The sequence below is a fragment of the Amphibacillus sediminis NBRC 103570 genome (genome assembly GCF_001552275.1).
GTDB classification, from domain to species: Bacteria; Bacillota; Bacilli; order Bacillales; family Amphibacillaceae; genus Amphibacillus_B; species Amphibacillus_B sediminis.
Genome location: NZ_BCQW01000001.1, coordinates 135,844 through 154,024 on the forward strand (window position 1 = coordinate 135,844; position 18,181 = coordinate 154,024).

The following is an 18,181-nucleotide window of genomic DNA, read 5'->3' on the forward strand; positions in this document are numbered from 1 at the left end:
TACGTAAGAAAGGAGTAACGAATCAATGGCATATTATACTTGCGTAGATAAAGAGACCTGTATCGCTTGCGGAACTTGTGGTGCCTCTGCACCAGAAATATATGATTATGATGATGAAGGCATTGCCTATGTTCTACTCGATCAAAATCAAGGACAGGCACCTATTCCTGAAGTTTTAGTTGAAGATATGTTTGATGCTTGTCATGGTTGTCCTACCGAATCGATTAAAGTTAAATCTGAGCCTTTTCAAGACTAACTGCCCTGTTGTTTAAAATTACTTCAGATTCATTTATTTTGGCACAGAAGCAGGATCTTAAAGGAAACGGTTGACAAAGAACAACACAGGTTTACATGAAACTATGCATAATAGGCTAGCCGGTTCGTGAAACCTGTGTATTACCGATTTTGGCAGAGTATTGTCCTTAAATATCATATTCACTTCCTTAAGCAATCTCGATAACCCCATCGATCACCATTCTTCTCTCTTGAACGCTTTCCATTTCATCATTGTTCAATCAGTAATTAAAAATGAACATTACATATTAAGTTTGATCAACATTTGAAAACTCAACAAAAACTTACACATACACTCTTTCGACTCATTCTGGTGATCTTTGACTACAAATTTATTCAGATTAAATTTATGATGTAATATTGTAAAAAATCCCATTTTATGTATAATTATAGTCAAAGAACTACAATGGTTTATATTGTTAATCAGGCATCTTTACTTAAATTAAAAAATGATGGATTAATCAATTGGAAAAATTCCCAATTATTACTTTCGCTCTTCCTCATCTCAAGTTTTTATGAGTGTCAGTATTCAAAAAGAAAGAGTAGAGATATTATTTGTACAATATTAACTCATTTAATGATGGGATTTTATTATCTCCCACTTTTTATTAGGAGGTAACTATGTTAATAGATTTTAATTACAGCTTTAGACTACTTTCAGCATTAGTCTTTATTCTTTTAGCATTCTATCTAAGACTAAAAAAGCTAAGGTCTTTTTCTTATCTATTATTTTTTGGAGCATTTTATTTTTATATGATGTTAGTCATTAACTATACTCAGTTTCCCATTATCACTGACTTAGACCCAACTTATCACAGTCTTTCTGAAGCATTTGTTTTTGTTCCGAATCATCCATTTACAGATTTTAATACATCTATGTTCTTAAATACACTATTAACCATTCCTTTTGGCTTCCTAGTCCCTTTTTTAAAAAAAGTAAATTTTAAACTTATTTTTAAATATGGATTGATCCTAACTCTATCCATTGAGTTATTACAACTATCTGTTTATCTCTTATTAGGTGCGCACAATAGACATATTGATATAAATGATTTTATTTACAATATGTTCGGCGTCATTCTTGGTTACTTTTTATTTAAGCTTTTCTGTGTCATTTTTCTTTCATTAATGACAAAATTCAAAATTGATAGCAACACCTTTCTTGAATTTATTTTAAAAATTGCTAAAGACTATCAATTAAAAAATAAACAAGCTGAAAATTAACGGTCTAATTGTCAAATGTGGTGGTGTGTTTTTCATGCCACCACATTCAGTATCGAGCCTTCCAGTAAATCCTCTCACCTATTAAATGGGACTCCATGCTAAAAAGACCAATTCAGCTAAGGTCCGAATTAGTCTTTCAAAATATATTTGTAAATGGTTAATGCAGAATAACTGGATTAACAGCATCCGGAACTGTAAGCGGATGGCTTAAATCAAATCCAGCCACATTGTCAACACCTTCAATGCTTAAGTCTACTTCTGTGTAGTCAAAACTTTTTGCAGTCATCAAAATAGCCTCAATCATTTCTTTTGTCGCAACATTGTCGCCAAACTGATAATGCGAGTCAAAGTCAAGCGTCAACTGTTCACTGTTAGATGTATCATATGAGAAAGTAGCATCACTTGGAATCGTCGCAGTAATATTAAATTCCGCTTGATCCTGTTGCATCTCGATCAAAGCCTCATCTATTGTGAAAAAAGGGGCGCTTGAAAAATCAGCTTGAATTGGAATTAACAAGCGTTGCAGATTATCTACTTGATAAATTTTATAGGCAAGATGTCGAACAGGGTTAATTTCTAATTCGGATAAACCAAATGGATCAAGCTCGATTGATTCGCCAGCTTCTGTTTCAATAACCATTAATGCCATTTGAAGATCAGCAAACATAAAATTAGCCATTTCTTGAAGGCGCTCTGCATTTGAGCTTCCGTTCACGTGATAATCCTCAGGCACAATCATACGAAGGACTTCTTCACCGTCTGGGATTTCAAACGTAATACCCTCTAAAAGACCTATGCTAACCCCATACATCTCTTCGTCAATAATGGTTGAAATACGATTATAGTAATCATTGGGATCACCCGTTGATGACGTTGAAACAAGTGTAATAGGAATAGTGTACATGTTTTGTAAATCCACGGCAGCAATCGTAAATAATGGGACCTCAGTTTCATTGTGATAAAAAATTAATGAGTCATCTGGCTGATCGAATTCTTCAGTGCTTAAGCTCTCATCAAAATTCTCTACCGCTTGATCATTATCAAGATTTTCTGATCCACTATTATCTTCGGTAACCGTAAACTGATTATCCTCCAGTTGCCTTACTGGTTGGTCAGCATTGTGATTATCATTAATTAAACCGGTCTGAACAATAATCAGAAGCAGCACCATAATAAAAACAGTAGCAACTGTTGGTAAAAACCATTTTGCCGATATTTTTTGTTGCTGAGGCAGATTGTTATCAAGCCGATTTTCGACTTTTTGAAAGAGCAGATCTTTTGATTGTCGATCTTTTATTTTTGGCATCTGGTTTAAATTATTCTGAATTTCGTAGGCTTGCTTTTCTTGATCCATATCTGTCTCACCCTTTCTTCTCTACCTGCAACAGCTGTTGCAATTTTTTGATTGCACGATGCTGCGTCGTTTTCACTTTGCTTTCTGACCATTCAAGAATTTGAGCGGTTTCATGTATCGATAAGGACTGGATATATCTTAAGATTAGTACATGCTTCTGATCTAATGTACACTGATCAAGCAAGCGATAAATTTGTTGTATTTGATCATTTAGGACAACAATTTCCTCAGGTAATGCATCTCGATCTTTTAATTGTTCTAAATCCTGATCTTTGTTAAAAAAACTAGCCAATTTATTCCGTTGTCTTTGTTGCTTACGAAAGTAATCCATTGTCGTGTGGCGTGCTATAGAGAATAACCACGTTTTTTCACTGCTTTCTCCGCGAAAATGTTGATAGGATTTCAAAACTTTTATATAAACATCTTGAACAATATCCTCAGCCGCCTGGCGCTCTTTAACTAAATAAAAAATATATTGAAAGAGATCATCATGATATTGCTCATAAAGGGAATCGAATGTGGTCTTCATTTACAAGATCTCCTGTCCTCAGAATATTAGTCGCCTTATGAATCATAATGTTACATCATATTCCTATTTGATTATTTTTTTCTTGGTGTTTGAAAATAAACAGCAATGGCTTGTATAAAATTAAAATAAAGATAACATTGCTAATGGCATGAGTTAAATCAAAAGGTAGTCCGGCAAAATAATAAGGCCAAAAGCTCCCAGTCACCAAATAATTCACGATACTAAAAAAAAGTCCATAGATAAACCCTGTGAGACATCCTAATATGTTTAATAAAAATAATGGCTTGGCTATTTTTAATGCTTTAATTATGCCCGCTAAACCTGCAATCATCACCCAAGCCACGATCTGCCAAATCGTCCATATCCCCATGCCCAATAATAAATTAGATATGTAGGTTGAGACAACAGCTAACAGTATAGCTGAGCCCGGACCAAGGAAATAGCCTGATAGAATGATGATTGCCGTTACCGGCTGAACATTTGGTATGAAACGTAATCCGACACGACCTACAACAGCTAGTGCTGCGAGACAAGATATAAGAGTTAAACGGTTCGTCTTACGCATTTCTTATTATTCCCACTTTTGTAAATCAAACACAACATGATCTTGATCAGATAGTTGATACTCCTTAGCGCCTACATAAATATCTTCTTCATTAACTGTATATATCCAAAAATCTTCGTCTGTTTGTTCAATACCTTCAATTGCAGTTATAAAACCATCCGGTGTTGCTTCAATATCATAATGCTCATCTAATACATCAAATAGTATAGCTTGATTATCTATTTGCACTGTTTCATCAACGACAATCTCAGCACCATGATCCACCGAAATGGTAATTGATACTTGAATTTGATCATTTCTAGTCTGATCAGCATTCTGACACCCTACCAGTAAAAAAACAGCGAATAAAGCTAGATAAATTTTCTTTAACATTATATTTTCCCCCGAATTATTAATTTAAATGCGCCTTGGCGTACTTGCGCCCAGATTTATCGAGCTTCGCTCAATAACTTTCCTCTGAAAAACCTAGAGCTCACCGAAGCTTTAACTTAACTCAGCCCGGTTTGCCTCCCCACTAAATGGAATACATCTTTCTGCTTATAGAAGTGGGTGACTTGTGCTGGATGAAGGTTAATCTTTCGAATCTATAAACTAATCACTGAATTTATTACAGGGTAACTGACTATAACACTCCCACTTCAAGAAATAAGGAACACGTCAAGGTGGAGTCGTTCGAATAGATAGAAAGATCTGGCTTTTTATCAATCCCATTTCTTTAAGTCGGAATAGTAAATTGAAAGGTAGTACCCATTTGTTGTTTACTTTGAACCTTAATTGTACCATTATGGGCCTCTACAATTTGCTTAGCTATGGCTAATCCTAGTCCAGTTCCCTTTTTGTTAAGATTAGATCGCGTTCTAGCTTTATCAGCTTTATAAAACCGATCAAAAACAAAGGGTAAGTCTTCTTTAGGTATGCCTGTTCCACTATCTTTTACTTTAAAAATGATTAAATGCTGATCACGCATACAACTCACCATTATAGTACCATGTATAGGTGTATGTCTAATAGCATTATCAATTAAATTAGTAAATACTTGTTCTAATCTATCATAATCAAAGGCAAGCTCTTCTACACTTGGGTCAAGATCAAGTCTTAACAATAATGCCTTTTGCTCGGCGAGGCTATTGAACTTTCTAATAATCCGCTCAAGAAATGGTTTCACTAAATGGGTTTGGATGGCTAACGCCATTTGTCCTGCCTTTAATCGCTCGAGATCTAATAAATCATTAACAAGACGTCCCATTCTTAACGATTCATCTAGTATAATTTGTGCAAGCTCTTGCTGATGTTCAGGTGTTTCAGCTAATCCATCAACAATTGCCTCGCTATATCCTTGTAGTAGAGAAATCGGTGTTCTTAATTCATGTGATACATTCGCCACAAACGCATCCTTTAATTGCTCAAGCCTTCGCTGTTCAGTCATATCTCGAATAATCACGACAACCCCTCTTACCTTTTCCTTTCCCATTAAAGGGGTCGCAATCAAGATCCAAATCCGTCCCTGAACTTCCAACTCGACTATTTTTTCCTTTCGCTTGCTCATTACCTCTTGCATAGCCTTAATAAACGGTGTCGACATTGTAGATTCAAAATCATCCACTGTCAATGGATTTGTTTCATAGTTCATATCAGCTAAAAAATGTTCAGCTTGTCGATTAGACAGAATGATTTCGCCATCTAAATTTAAGGTCACCACCCCATCATTCATTGAACCAATAATATTATGCAAAATTTCTTTCTCTTGCTTCAAAGCATTGATATGATAATTAAGTTGTCTTCCCATACGGTTAAATGCCATCGCCAATTCACCCAATTCGTCATGACTAACCATCGGGACTTTCGTTTTAAATTCACCATTAGCTAACTCTAATGCACTCTTTCGTAAACGTAATATAGGGATGGTGATTCGTTTCGCTAACAAATAGATAAATAATGACATCGTCGTAATAAGAAATGTACCAATTATCCAAAGCCATAACTGTATGGTCTCTAATCTCTTTAATATGGATGCCCATGGTTGATAGGTCACGACCGTTAACTGCTCATCCTGAATTGCAGAAACCAATAATTTTTCCCCATTAAACGGTAGTTTCCCCAAAAAAAACGCACTCTCATCACTGATATTTTGGCCATCATTAATTAACGTGATTAATTCACTTTGATCTGCACCTGGGCTAGTCAAAATAACTGTATCCTGATAGTACACAATGAATTGAATAACATCATCATCGGCTAAATTTAATAATTGATCATCTGTCCATGCCAAATTTGAATCTTGATTGACTAAATCATAGATTCTATTAGCTGATCGAACTAATGCATACTCTGCATCGTCCATATATTGGACTAAAGCAAACTGGTAGATGATATACCCTAGTAATGAATATAGTGCGACCATAAGTAGCACAAAAAGAAACCACCACTTCCCTACAACACTCCGCAATACCATTAGGCATCATCCACTTCAAATTTGTACCCCACACCCCATACTGTAACAATCATCTGAGCAGCTTCTTTCGATACTTTACTGAGCTTTTCTCTCAAACGTTTTATATGTGTATCCACTGTTCGGAGATCACCAAAAAACTCGTATTTCCAAACTTCTTTAAGTAATTGTTCACGGTCATAGACACGATCATGGTTACACGCTAAAAAATATAGAAGTTCATATTCTTTAGGTGTCAAAGTAATATCAATATCATTAGCGGTTACTCGATGGGCATCATTATCAATCGTTAGATATTTAAATACTAATACATTCTTTGCTGTAGCGTGATGGCTTGCAATAGGCATAGCCTGAGATCGTCGAAGCAAAGCCTTCACTCTTAAAACAACTTCCCGAGGACTAAAAGGCTTTACTATGTAATCATCTGCACCAGACTCAAACCCTTCAATTCTGTTCGACTCTTCACCTTTAGCGGTTAACATAATCACAGGCGTCATTTGCTCTTCTCGGATAGCCTTGCAAACTCTTATCCCATCTAACCCTGGTAGCATTAAATCTAAAATTATTAAATCGAATGGCTGTTCTTTCGCTAACTTTACACCTTCGTTACCATCAATAGCTTCCACAATGATGAAGTCCTCTCGCTCGAGATACATCCTTAAAAGCCGACGAATCCGATCTTCATCTTCTACAATAAGGATCTTTTGTTGACCTTCCATCCCATAAACCCCTTTCTTACCATTTCTTTTTTCAGCAAATTTTGCATATGGTTTCTCAAGAAGCATTTATTTTTTGCTTTTTAATGCCTCATCTCTTAATTGATTTACTTCATGAGCGGTAAGCTCCCGATAGCCACCAGGTTGTAACCCTTTCAAATTCAAGAATCCATAACGTTCTCTTTTTAATTTAATCACAGGATGATTAATAGCCTCAAGCATCCGTCTCACCTGTCTATTCTTTCCCTCATGAAGGGTTAGTTCAATAATAGCTGTATTTTTAGCGTGGTCAACAGAGAGTAATTTAACTTTTGTTGCTTTTAATAACTCTCCTTTTGAACGCACACCTTTTTTTAGTTGATTTATTAATTCTTTAGAGGGAATACCTTTTACTTTTGCTACATAAACTTTAGGTATTTGATGACTTGGATGCATAAGAAGCTGTGCTAACTCCCCATCGTTAGTAAGCAGTAACAAACCAGAAGTATCATAATCTAATCGACCAACTGGATAAATTCTTACCTCACTGTCTGGAATAAGCTCAGTTACGACCTTTCTTCCTTTCTCATCACTGACGCTCGAAATAACACCTCTCGGTTTATATAGTAAATAATGAACAACAGGCTCTTTATTTATTGGAATTTGATCAACTTCAATTTTATCGCTTTTGCTTACCTTTATTCCAAGTTCTGTCACAGTTACACCATTAACCTTTACTCTACCTTGCTCAATAAGCTGCTCTGCTTTTCGTCGTGATGTCACACCACTTTGAGCAATTGCCTTTTGCAAGCGTATCTCATTCTCTGACATAAAATCACCAGTTCCTTTATCACTCACTCATTTTTTAATTCCTCTCCCTATTTTGCCAGAAAACGCGTACTAAAACAACTTGATTTAAGAACTAATCAGTGAGAAGCTAGCTTAAGAAAAGTTATCCGATCAAAATTCAAACCTCGATTGCTAGTCTTTATCTTTAACCGTAAAGCTAGTCAAGCCTTGATCAGCTTAAGTAACTGATGATGTTAAAGGATCATCGATAGATTTAGTAAGTTAGGGAAATCACAATGAGTTGAGAGCTTATTGAAGGAGATGAAAACAGTCAAACTTTCTCTTTCTAGAGAGGCAGTCATACAACCATTGTATATATGACAATTTTTTACAAGGGAGACCGTTTTTTATCTCAATGTCCCCCTAGTGAGAGGTAGGAAGGATCAACAGTTAAGCGTTACAAGCAAAAAATGTCTGATAATTTCTAAACTAAGCGATACCTTATTTTCATTTCGTCTTCCTAACCAAAAATAATTGTGACAATTATAATAGCTGTCACCATTCCGGCAAGATCTGACCACAAGCCCACTTTTAATGCATCGCCCATTTTTTTTATTCCAACTGATCCGAAATAAATGGTAATAATGTAAAAGGTCGTATCCGTACTACCTTGCATGGTCGATGCTAGACGACCAATAAACGAATCTGGTCCATAAGTTTTTAATAAATCTGCGGTAATCGCCAATGCTGCTGTCCCTGAAATAGGTCGTGTTAATGCCAAAGGTACAATTTCCGCTGGTACTTTAAATAGTGCAAGAACCGGTTGAAAAACAGACACAATGGCGTCTAACGCACCTGAACTTTTAAAAATGGAAATAGAAACTAGCATGCCAAGCAAGTAAGGCAACAGCGATACAGCCATACTTAACCCTTCCTTACCTCCCTCAACAAATAAATCATAGGTCGGAATTCTCTTATAGGTGGCTACCACAAGGACAATTAGAATAAATAATGGAATAAATAGCAAACTCAAAGTGGAAATAAACTGCATCATTTTTTCTTTCTCTCCCTCTTGTAATAATAGATTCTATCAACCAAAATTCCAATTAAAGTTGATATTGATGATGCAATAATTGCCGTCACAACAATTTCTGTTGGAGCATTAGAAAGATATTGTGACCTTAACGCAATCACTGTTGTAGGGATTAGCGTTAAGCTTGATGTATTAATGACTAAAAACGTAATCATCGATCGAGTAGCCTTATCGCTATTTGCTAAATCACGCATTTCTTTCATAGCTTTTAATCCAAGTGGTGTTGCTGCATTTCCTAAGCCGAATAAATTAGCAATAAAATTTGAGGTAATATAACCCATAACTGGATGGTCTTTCGGTAATTCAGGGAATAGTCTACAAATCAATGGTTTAAAAAAAGCACTGAGACGCTTTAATATATTAGCTGCTTCTGCTATTTTCATCATACCTAGCCAAAAAATTAAAATGCTTGTTAAACCAATTATGAGCTGAATCGCTTCCTGCGCACTCTCAAAAATAGCAGTATTGACTTCTTCAATTGTGCCATTAAATAAGGCATATAAAATCCCAATACACGCCATTCCTGCCCAGATAAGATGTACCATTAATCTAATCCCACCATTTTTTTTATGATATAAAGTAGATTTAAAAGCTTAGCAGATGTCTTAGCTTGGAGATCTTGCTCTTGCTTCATACTATCGGATGAATCCAGTTCCTCAAAGCCCCAATCATACAATTGGATATGATCATGCCAATCGTTTGGATCATTAATGGTAACAGCGATTAATTGTATGCCATCTTTTTCTGCAACTGAAACCAAAGTTCGGCCAGCTGCTTTTGTATAGCCTGTTTTACCTCCAATTGTGTAAGGGTACGATGTTAAGAGTTTATTTTTATTGCCCCAAGCGTAGGTTCGGTTTTCTGACCGAAATACTTTGGCAGCTGTTATTTCGGAAAATGTTTCGTTGTGCATGGCATAGCGCATCAATATCGCCATATCTTTTGCGGTAGAATAATGGTTGTCCGAATCAAGACCGTGTGGATTATCAAAATGGGTATCTTTCATCCCAAGCCAACTTGCCTTTTCATTCATTAAATAGACAAAGCCATCAACACTACCACCAACATGCTCAGCTATCGCAACTGCAGCATCATTGCCTGATCTCAGCATCAATCCATAGACGAGGTCTTCAAGCAAGATACGTTCATTTTCCATTAAATAAATAGAGGAGCCTTCAGCCAAGGTAGCCTCTTTACTTATCGTAACGTAGTCAGCTAAATCGTCATATTCGATGGCAATAATAGCTGTCATGATCTTAGTTATACTTGCTATCAGCTGAGGCTTGTCAGTATTTTTTTCATATAGTATTTGACCTGTTCTTTGATCTAATAGGACTGCCTGATCGGCTGTAACGGTTGGCTTAGCCGCTAGCAATTGTGGATAACAAAACAATAACAAGCTACTTACCAGCACGACTCGCATCATTTTTTTTCGCATGATCCACCTTCTTTTTAACCTTTTTCACTTAGTCTAATTTATGTGTGAAACAATCTGATATGCGTATCTAGGTTGAAAACCTCTAAAAAAGGGGCTGCTTTATTTAGTTACAGCGAATGAGTATTTTGATTCAATGCATGAACGAGGTTGATCGATTGATGTTATACTTCTTATTGTTTGTTTGAAGAATTAAAAAGCTCGTTGATTGGGGAGAATAGGGACTAGAATAAAGTGAAACTTCGTTCAGTGGGGTTGCGACGTATAGGATATGCTCGTGCAAACGTTGCGACACGACGTCGCGAACTTAGTCAGCTTCCTCTCTCCCGCTTAGATAAGACTAATTTTTTGGGAGGCTTACAAAAGTCCTTCGATGGGGTGAGTAATCGCAGCCCCAGCCAGTTACACTGCGATAAAGATTAATGATAACCCTGTATAGGTAGAACAAAAAACGGAACAAATCTAAAAAATTGCCACGCAATAGCGTGACAAGGAAACTCAAGGTCTTTTTGCCCTCAATTAGTAACTAACAGGGCTAGAATCGAATGCGCCTTGGCATTTTCGGCCAGATTTTATCCAGCTGCGCTCGATAAAGTGAAACTTCGTTCAAGTGGGGGTTTTTCCATCCCCCACTGAATAAGAATACAAATAGACATTCATCTCTCCACTTATAGAAGTGGATACTTCTGCTAAAAAAGTGACATAGCTATAATCACTCACTACCATTAGGTGATTGTTCAAGATCGTTATTAGTCAGCTGATTAAAAAACAAATCAGCCTCTTCAGTGACCGAATCATCAATCATTTGCTCAGTTAATGGTGGTAACTCTTCAATTGACCGCAAACCAAAATAAGTAAGAAACTCTAAGGTTGTGCCAAACATTATCGGTCGGCCCACTGTATCCTTTCTTCCAACCTCTTCAATTAGTCCTCTTGAGATCAATGTTTGAATTGGACGGTCACTTTTGACCCCTCTAATTTCTTCAACTTCAGCCCGTGTTATCGGTTGATTGTAAGCAATGATCGCTAAAGCTTCTAAACTAGCTTGAGACAGTTTGGATACATGAGGACTAGACATGAGTTTTTGAAAATAGTGAGCGTGTTCTGGCTTTGATGCCAAGTAATATTGCTGTTCAGCCTCCAATAGTTGAATACCTCGGTCTGTATTTTCATAATCATACTTTAATTCATTTAAAATATGGTTTACGGTATCTTGATCAGTCTCAATGATCGCTGCCATTTGCTTTACAGTTAACCCGTCTGTACCTGAAACAAATAAAAGGCCTTCGATCACTGCTTTGTAATGGTTTAGTTTCATTGTCAGTTCTCCCATTTATGTAGAATCAATTGATCAAACGTTTTTTCCTGCTCACAATAAATTAAATGTTCTTTCATTAATTCAAGCATAGCCATAAATGTTACCACTATATGACTTTTAGCAGGGTAAGGAAATAGCTCAATAAATGGAATACCTTCAGGACTTGCAACTACTTGGTTTAGTATTTCCTCCATTCGCTGCTTAATCGGTATTTCAACCCGTTCTATGGTCGTCGTCATCGGTCTATTCCACTTTTTTCGGTTAAAAACCTGTTGCATGGCAGCAAGCATGTCATAAATTGAAACGGCACCTTTGGCTAATTTAGGTAAATCTGATTGGCTGTGCTCGATTTTTTCAGGTGCTCTAATATAACTCTCCTTTTCCTCATGCTCTAGCTCCTTAAGCTCTTCTGCTGCTTCTTTATATTTTCGATATTCAATAAGCCGAGCCATTAACTCATCTCTTGGGTCTTCTTCGTATCCTTCATCCTCCTCCTCTAACTCTTGATTTGGAAGAAGCAATGCACTTTTGATGGCTAACAAAGTCGCAGCCATTACTAAATACTCACTTGCAATGTTAAGCTCTAATTGCTGCATCGTATGAATATACTCCATATATTGGGCTGTTATCGTCGCAACTGGGATATCATATATATCGATCTCATATCGATTAATTAAATGTAATAGTAGATCGAGTGGTCCCTCAAAACCATCCAATCGTACACTATATGATTCATGCATGAGTATTCTCCTTATAATTAATAAAATAAAACTTCGTTCAGTGAGGGTTTTGACGCATAGGATATGCTCGTGCAGACAGACGTTGTGACAGGACGTCGTGAACATAGTCAGCTTCCTCTCTCCCCACAGAACGTTAGTTGAACCAATCGGGCCGTGACTGGCTGTTGAATCTCCCCACTTAGAGATGACGTGTTCCCTTATTTCTTGAAGGGGAAGGCTTACAAAAGCCCTTCGATGAGGCGAGTAATCGCAGCCCCAGCCAGTTACACTGATAAAGCTTATCTTGTTAATTATAGCACAAATTGGCTGTCCTCGCCCAAGGACTATACCATCAATTATAAGACAATCGGACAGAAGTAAAGCTGAATACGGCAAAATACCACAGTTCCTGAACTGTGGTACTTAAATAGGCATACGGGCTTTAACTCAGCTAGCAATTAATCACATTTACTTAGAAAAGGCTTTGTTAGATCATTAGCCATGATTGAATACTTCTCTTGGTAAATCGATCGAATGGCTTCAATCATCTTACGGCCTATGCCCATGTCACGATAGGATGGGTTAACAGAAATATGCTGTACAACAACTTGGTTATTTTCATGATCAATATAGACTCCAATTGCTCCTAACACATCTTCAGCCTCTTTCCATAAATAAAGCTGCCAATGCTCATTTTCTTCATAGGCCTTAATCGTTTGCTGGAGTTTTTTTACATCTTTTTCATTTGGCATAAAAGACAATAACCCCATCGCAATCTTCTCCATTGACTTCTTAAATCTTATTAACATAATTACCCCTTACTAGACCAGAAAGCATGGTCTTATTTATCATTATTGTGAATGATGCTAATAAGTGATAAAAATTAAGGTTTTGGTTTGTTATCAAAAAATGTTAGGCACTATGATCACTTATTAAAGATTGCATTCACAGTCGAACCAATAAGGTTTAGCAACTTCTTACCAAGCCTATCGTTCTTCTACAACAACCTTTTCCATCACATCACCCTGTTTGATACGAAGCACCACGTCCATACCTTCAATAACCTGACCGAAAACCGTATGAACACCATCTAAATGTGGCTGTGGTTCATGAACGATAAAAAATTGACTTCCACCAGTATCTTTCCCAGCATGGGCCATCGATAACGCTCCAGCAACATGTTTATGTGGATTTCCTTCAGTCTCACACTTTATCGTATAACCAGGTCCGCCTGCACCAGTTCCAGTTGGATCGCCTCCTTGTGCCACAAAGCCAGGAATAACTCGGTGGAAGGTGACGCCATTATAGAAGCCTTCGTTCGCCAGCTTCTCAAAGTTTGCTACTGTACCTGGAGCATCGTTCTCATACAATTCAATTTTAATTTCTTCTCCATTTTCAAATGTAATGGTTGCTTGTTTCATTTTAATTAATTTCCCCCATTTTATTCATATGATAAGTCATAACGTACCAAGTCCTTATACGATTCTCTCTGCATCACCAATTTGTCCTCCCCATTCTCAACAAAGACAATGGCTGCTTTAGGCAGTCGATTGTAGTGACTTGACATTGAATAGCCATAAGCACCTGTACTAAACACTGCTAGTATATCACCAGAGTCTACCTCTGGCAACATGATATCCCATAACAACATATCACCAGATTCGCAGCATTTACCAGCAACAGAGGTTTTAAAGCGCTCTGGTTGATTGGCTTTGTTAGCTATTGTCGCCTCATATTTAGCTTGGTAAAGAGCTGGACGAATATTATCTGTCATGCCTCCATCGATGGCAATGTAATTTCGAACTTGCGGAATTTCTTTTTTCGAACCTACTCGATATAAGGTAATTGCTGTATTTCCCACAATAGCCCGCCCTGGTTCAATCCATATCTCAGGAAATATCATCTGGTGATGCTCAGTTTGCTTGCCAATTTCCTTTACTATTTCCTCGACATAATGCTCAAGGGCGAGTGGCTGATCTTCTTCAGTATAACGAATCCCAAAGCCACCACCAAGATTTAACACTTCTGGAGCATATCCATATCTATCCTTCCAAGCTGCTAGAGTTTCAAATAAACGTCTGATCGCCATTAGAAATCCTTCTGTTTCAAAGATTTGGGAGCCAATATGACAGTGAAGACCCTTTACGCGAAATTGTTTTTTATCTTGTAATAATTGAAAGGCCTTTTCTGCTTGACCATTAGCTAAATCAAAGCCAAATTTAGAATCTTCATGACCTGTCATTATATAATCATGTGTATGTGCTTCAATTCCAGGTGTTACTCGAATTAAAACATCCATTTCAGTGTCATGTTTAGCTAATATCTGTTCAAGTAGTTCAATTTCATAAAAATTATCAATCACAATACAACCAATATGATGTTCAACAGCCATCTCAAGTTCAGCTTGGCTTTTATTATTTCCATGCATATGAATTTTTTCAACTGGAAAATCAGCCGCAAGTGCCGTATATAATTCTCCCTGTGAAACAACATCAAGGCTTAATCCTTCTTGCTTTGCCACTTGAAGCATAGCGATTGATGAGAAAGCCTTACTCGCATAAGCCACTTGCGCTTTAACACCTAACGATTTGAAGCCATTAATAAAAGCTCGAGCGTTCGATCTCAGTTTATTAACATCATAAACAAATAATGGTGTGCCATATTTAGCAGCTAAATACGTGGTATCGACACCACCAATTGTAAGGTGACCATGTTCGTTCACGACAAATTGTTCATTCACCGTAGTTCCCCCTCTTTGCTGTAACTTTTTCTCTATTATTTATTAAGTGCCTTTGACACTTATCGGCTAGTATGTCAAGCGAGTGAAAGAGCCACGCTTCAACTTGACGTCCTTGACAATGATCTTATTGTCATGAAGCCGAGAAGAAAGGGCTCTGGTAAATGAAAGCTTAGACACCAATCTGTTTATCAAACTACTTTATTTGTGTATAATCATCCCAAGCCTCTCCTTAAAGTGAAGGAGATGATCAGTAAAAGCTTGATGTATTATCATATGATTAATCAATTTGTAGCTCCCCGCTTTTTCCAAAATGCCTTCCCGATCTGATAAAGCTACTTATATTGATTCATTCTTGGTCGAGAATAAAACTAATTTACCACAATCATCTAGACTATTCAACTCACTTCACTCAATATTACAGCTTTTGCTTCGGATGAATAATACTTGGTCGTGTCTCAGATGAAGGCACACTATAACGAATCAGAACCTGTAATAGTGCCTTGAAATTGAACGGAATCAATGGCCACAGGTAAGGAGTATTAAGTGAATTGGTTCTTACCAAAACTAAGACAAATAAAGTTGAACCAATCATAAAGCCAGGTAACCCGAATATGGCTGTCATAATAATAAGAATAACCCGAACGATTTTATTAGCTACACTTAATTCATAGCTAGGGGTTGAGTAAGACCCTATCGCTGCAATCGCTACATACAAAATAACCTCCGGTGTAAACATCCCTACATCAACAGCAATTTCACCAATTAATACCGCTGCGATTAACCCCATTGCTGTTGATAAAGGAGTTGGGGTATGAATAGCCGCCATTCTAAGAAACTCAATTCCGATATCTGCTAATAAAATTTGTAAAAATAAAGGAATATTCCCTTGATCTTTAGGTCCAATAAAGTCGATTGTCTCAGGCAGTAATTCAGGATGAAGTGACAATAAATACCATATTGGCAGTAGGAAAATCGACAATATAATTCCTAAGAATCTTACCCATCGTATAAAGGAACCTACTGTCGGGGATTGTCGATATTCCTCAGCATGTTGAACATGATGAAAATAAGTAGTCGGTGTTATAATAATACTCGGTGATGTATCAACCATTACCAGGACATGTCCTTCAAACAAATGGTTAGCAGCTACATCTGGACGTTCTGTATAACGGACTAAAGGAAATGGATTAAAACCTTGATGAACGATAAACTCGTCCAATGTTTTTTCGGCCATCGAGAGTCCATCAGATTTAACATTTTTCAACTCTTCTTTGATCAATTCAATTAATTTGGCATCTGCAATATCTTGTATATAGGATATACATACATCTGCTTTAGATCTTTTCCCTACTTGAACAATCTCATTTCTAAGTCGAGGATCACGAACCCTTCTTCGGGTTAAGCCTGTATTCTCAATAATATTCTCCGTATAGCCATCCCTTGATCCACGGACAACCCTTTCAGTATCAGGCTCCTCTGGATTTCTTCCTGGGTAATGACGTACATCTACAATAAAGGCTTCATTATACCCGTCAATAAATAGGATGATTAATCCTGATAATAGTTGAGTGACGGCCGTTTCAATATCCTTCGTTTTCTCTACCTGCTGATGAACTAACCTATTATGAATAATTGCCGGCAGTTCTTTGTCCTCAGGTTCATTATCATTAATGGCAACAAGCACTTTTAATAATTCAACAACTATAGAGGCATCACAAAGACCCGTTGTATAATAAACATGAACGCGTTGTTTACGCAATATAATTTCACGGAAACCGAGATCAAAAGATTTACCGACCCCAACTTTTTCTTTCATATATGCTTCTACCTGATTGATTTGTCCTAATTTAAACGACTGTTCTCTTCGTTTGATCAAGCTAAACACATCCCTATCTAGTAGTCTGACTTAGTATGAATCATTTAGACAGTTCTATGCGCCCCGATAAAACGGGTAAGGATCAAATCATTAATTGAACTTCGCTCAGTGGGGGGTTCAAGACGTTGTGACACGACGTCGCGAACTTAGTCAGCTTCCACTCTCCCCCACTGAACGTTAGTTAAACCAATCGGGTCGTTACTGGCTGTTGGATCTCCCACTTAGGCATGACGTGTTTCCTTATTTCTTGAAGTAGGGGGCTTACAAAAGCCCTTCGATGGGGCGAGTAATCGCAGCCCCAGACAGTTACACTGCGATAAAAGAGGTACGTCATTGTTCGTACCTCTTTTTACAGACTAATCTGTTCTTTCATATGAAGAAGGATCTTTTTTTCCAAGCGTGATACCTGAACCTGAGATATCCCAAGCCGACTCGCTACTTCGGATTGGGTTTGGTCCTGATAATAGCGTAAATAAACAATTAACTGTTCTCTAGGTTCAAGTCTTTTGATGATTTGCTCTAGCAACAATTTATCAAACCAATCCGCTTCATCCTCAGCCAATTGATCAAGTAAAGTAATCGGGTCACCTTCATTCTCATAGACAGTTTCATGTATAGAATGCGGAACCTTAACAGCTTCTTCAGCGTGGATGACCTCTTCTGGACTAATATCTAATGCACAGGCAAGCTCTGACACTGTAGGCGATCGTCCAAAGGTTTTAGCCAGACTCTCCTTTTTTCGCCTAATCTTATGACCGAGCTCCTTCAATGATCTGCTGACTTTTATCGAGCCATCATCACGAATAAAACGTTGAATCTCTCCAATAATCATAGGTACAGCATACGTAGAAAATTTAACTTGATAGCTCAAATCAAATTTATCGATTGATTTAATTAAACCGATGCATCCAATTTGAAATAAATCTTCTTGATCATAACCACGATTTAAAAAACGTTGGACTACTGACCAGACTAATCTCACATTTCGTTCTACTAAAATATCTTTTGCTGCTTGGTCACCGGCTTGACTTAATTCAATGTATTTCTTAACTTCTTGATCGGTTAATTGTCTTTGTTTCTTTGCTTGATCTAAAGACATCT

General features: G+C 37.2%; 19 protein-coding genes. 2 read left to right on the forward strand and 17 right to left on the reverse strand.

What is annotated here, in order from left to right; translation table 11 throughout:
- The first annotated feature begins 25 nt into the window (after positions 1–25).
- Complete coding sequence (locus ASE01S_RS00655) at positions 26–256, forward strand: ferredoxin (RefSeq protein ID WP_067836612.1); 231 nt, start codon at positions 26–28, stop codon at positions 254–256.
- A 659-nt stretch (positions 257–915) separates the two neighbouring features.
- Positions 916–1,518 (forward strand): VanZ family protein, encoded by a 603-nt coding sequence (locus ASE01S_RS00660; protein ID WP_067836624.1) that lies wholly within the window; start codon positions 916–918, stop codon positions 1,516–1,518.
- Positions 1,519–1,675: 157 nt separating this feature from the next.
- Here ASE01S_RS00660 and ASE01S_RS00665 read toward each other — a convergent pair whose 3' ends face one another.
- From ASE01S_RS00665 to sigF, 17 genes are all read right to left on the reverse strand, one after another.
- A complete protein-coding gene (locus tag ASE01S_RS00665; RefSeq protein WP_067836627.1) occupies positions 1,676–2,872 on the reverse strand; it encodes a GerMN domain-containing protein in 1,197 nt (398 codons plus the stop codon).
- 7 nt (positions 2,873–2,879) lie between these two features.
- Positions 2,880–3,401: a sigma-70 family RNA polymerase sigma factor gene (locus ASE01S_RS00670; protein WP_067836631.1), complete on the reverse strand. Its 522-nt coding sequence runs from the start codon at positions 3,399–3,401 to the stop codon at positions 2,880–2,882.
- Between the two features lie 55 nt (positions 3,402–3,456).
- Positions 3,457–3,966, reverse strand: coding sequence for an ECF transporter S component (locus ASE01S_RS00675; RefSeq protein ID WP_067836635.1), 510 nt, complete (start codon positions 3,964–3,966; stop codon positions 3,457–3,459).
- A 6-nt stretch (positions 3,967–3,972) separates the two neighbouring features.
- The gene (locus ASE01S_RS00680; RefSeq protein ID WP_067836638.1) at positions 3,973–4,338 is read right to left on the reverse strand and encodes a DUF4430 domain-containing protein; all 366 of its coding nucleotides are present in this window, start codon (positions 4,336–4,338) and stop codon (positions 3,973–3,975) included.
- A gap of 343 nt (positions 4,339–4,681) precedes the next feature.
- Positions 4,682–6,418, reverse strand: a complete 1,737-nt coding sequence (locus ASE01S_RS00685; RefSeq protein WP_067836642.1) for a HAMP domain-containing sensor histidine kinase — start codon at positions 6,416–6,418, stop codon at positions 4,682–4,684.
- Positions 6,418–7,134 carry a response regulator transcription factor gene (locus ASE01S_RS00690; protein WP_067837476.1) on the reverse strand — a complete coding sequence of 239 codons (717 nt, stop codon included), beginning with the start codon at positions 7,132–7,134 and terminating at the stop codon, positions 6,418–6,420. The genes ASE01S_RS00685 and ASE01S_RS00690 overlap by 1 nt, the downstream gene beginning before the upstream one ends.
- 66 nt (positions 7,135–7,200) lie before the next feature.
- A complete protein-coding gene (locus ASE01S_RS00695; RefSeq protein WP_067837479.1) occupies positions 7,201–7,941 on the reverse strand; it encodes a pseudouridine synthase in 741 nt (246 codons plus the stop codon).
- A 478-nt stretch (positions 7,942–8,419) separates the two neighbouring features.
- Positions 8,420–8,950, reverse strand: coding sequence for a spore maturation protein (locus ASE01S_RS00700; RefSeq protein WP_067837482.1), 531 nt, complete (start codon positions 8,948–8,950; stop codon positions 8,420–8,422).
- Complete coding sequence (locus tag ASE01S_RS00705) at positions 8,950–9,537, reverse strand: nucleoside recognition domain-containing protein (RefSeq protein WP_067836645.1); 588 nt, start codon at positions 9,535–9,537, stop codon at positions 8,950–8,952. The genes ASE01S_RS00700 and ASE01S_RS00705 overlap by 1 nt, the downstream gene beginning before the upstream one ends.
- Positions 9,537–10,430, reverse strand: coding sequence for a D-alanyl-D-alanine carboxypeptidase family protein (locus tag ASE01S_RS00710; protein WP_067836649.1), 894 nt, complete (start codon positions 10,428–10,430; stop codon positions 9,537–9,539). Before ASE01S_RS00710 ends, ASE01S_RS00705 begins: the two co-directional genes overlap by 1 nt.
- Before the next feature lie 709 nt (positions 10,431–11,139).
- Complete coding sequence (gene scpB / locus ASE01S_RS00715) at positions 11,140–11,745, reverse strand: SMC-Scp complex subunit ScpB (RefSeq protein ID WP_067836653.1); 606 nt, start codon at positions 11,743–11,745, stop codon at positions 11,140–11,142.
- 2 nt (positions 11,746–11,747) lie between these two features.
- Positions 11,748–12,485, reverse strand: a complete 738-nt coding sequence (locus ASE01S_RS00720) for a segregation/condensation protein A (protein ID WP_067836657.1) — start codon at positions 12,483–12,485, stop codon at positions 11,748–11,750.
- Between the two features lie 437 nt (positions 12,486–12,922).
- On the reverse strand, positions 12,923–13,273 hold the full coding sequence (locus ASE01S_RS00725) for a GNAT family N-acetyltransferase (protein WP_067836662.1): 351 nt from the start codon (positions 13,271–13,273) through the stop codon (positions 12,923–12,925).
- 177 nt (positions 13,274–13,450) lie between these two features.
- On the reverse strand, positions 13,451–13,885 hold the full coding sequence (locus ASE01S_RS00730) for a peptidylprolyl isomerase (RefSeq protein WP_067836665.1): 435 nt from the start codon (positions 13,883–13,885) through the stop codon (positions 13,451–13,453).
- Positions 13,886–13,905: 20 nt separating this feature from the next.
- Complete coding sequence (lysA, locus tag ASE01S_RS00735; RefSeq protein ID WP_067836668.1) at positions 13,906–15,204, reverse strand: diaminopimelate decarboxylase; 1,299 nt, start codon at positions 15,202–15,204, stop codon at positions 13,906–13,908.
- 415 nt (positions 15,205–15,619) lie between these two features.
- Positions 15,620–17,020, reverse strand: a complete 1,401-nt coding sequence (locus tag ASE01S_RS00740) for a spore germination protein (RefSeq protein WP_067837485.1) — start codon at positions 17,018–17,020, stop codon at positions 15,620–15,622.
- 409 nt (positions 17,021–17,429) lie between these two features.
- Positions 17,430–18,179 (reverse strand): RNA polymerase sporulation sigma factor SigF, encoded by a 750-nt coding sequence (sigF, locus tag ASE01S_RS00745; protein WP_067836672.1) that lies wholly within the window; start codon positions 18,177–18,179, stop codon positions 17,430–17,432.
- Positions 18,180–18,181 lie beyond the last annotated feature (2 nt).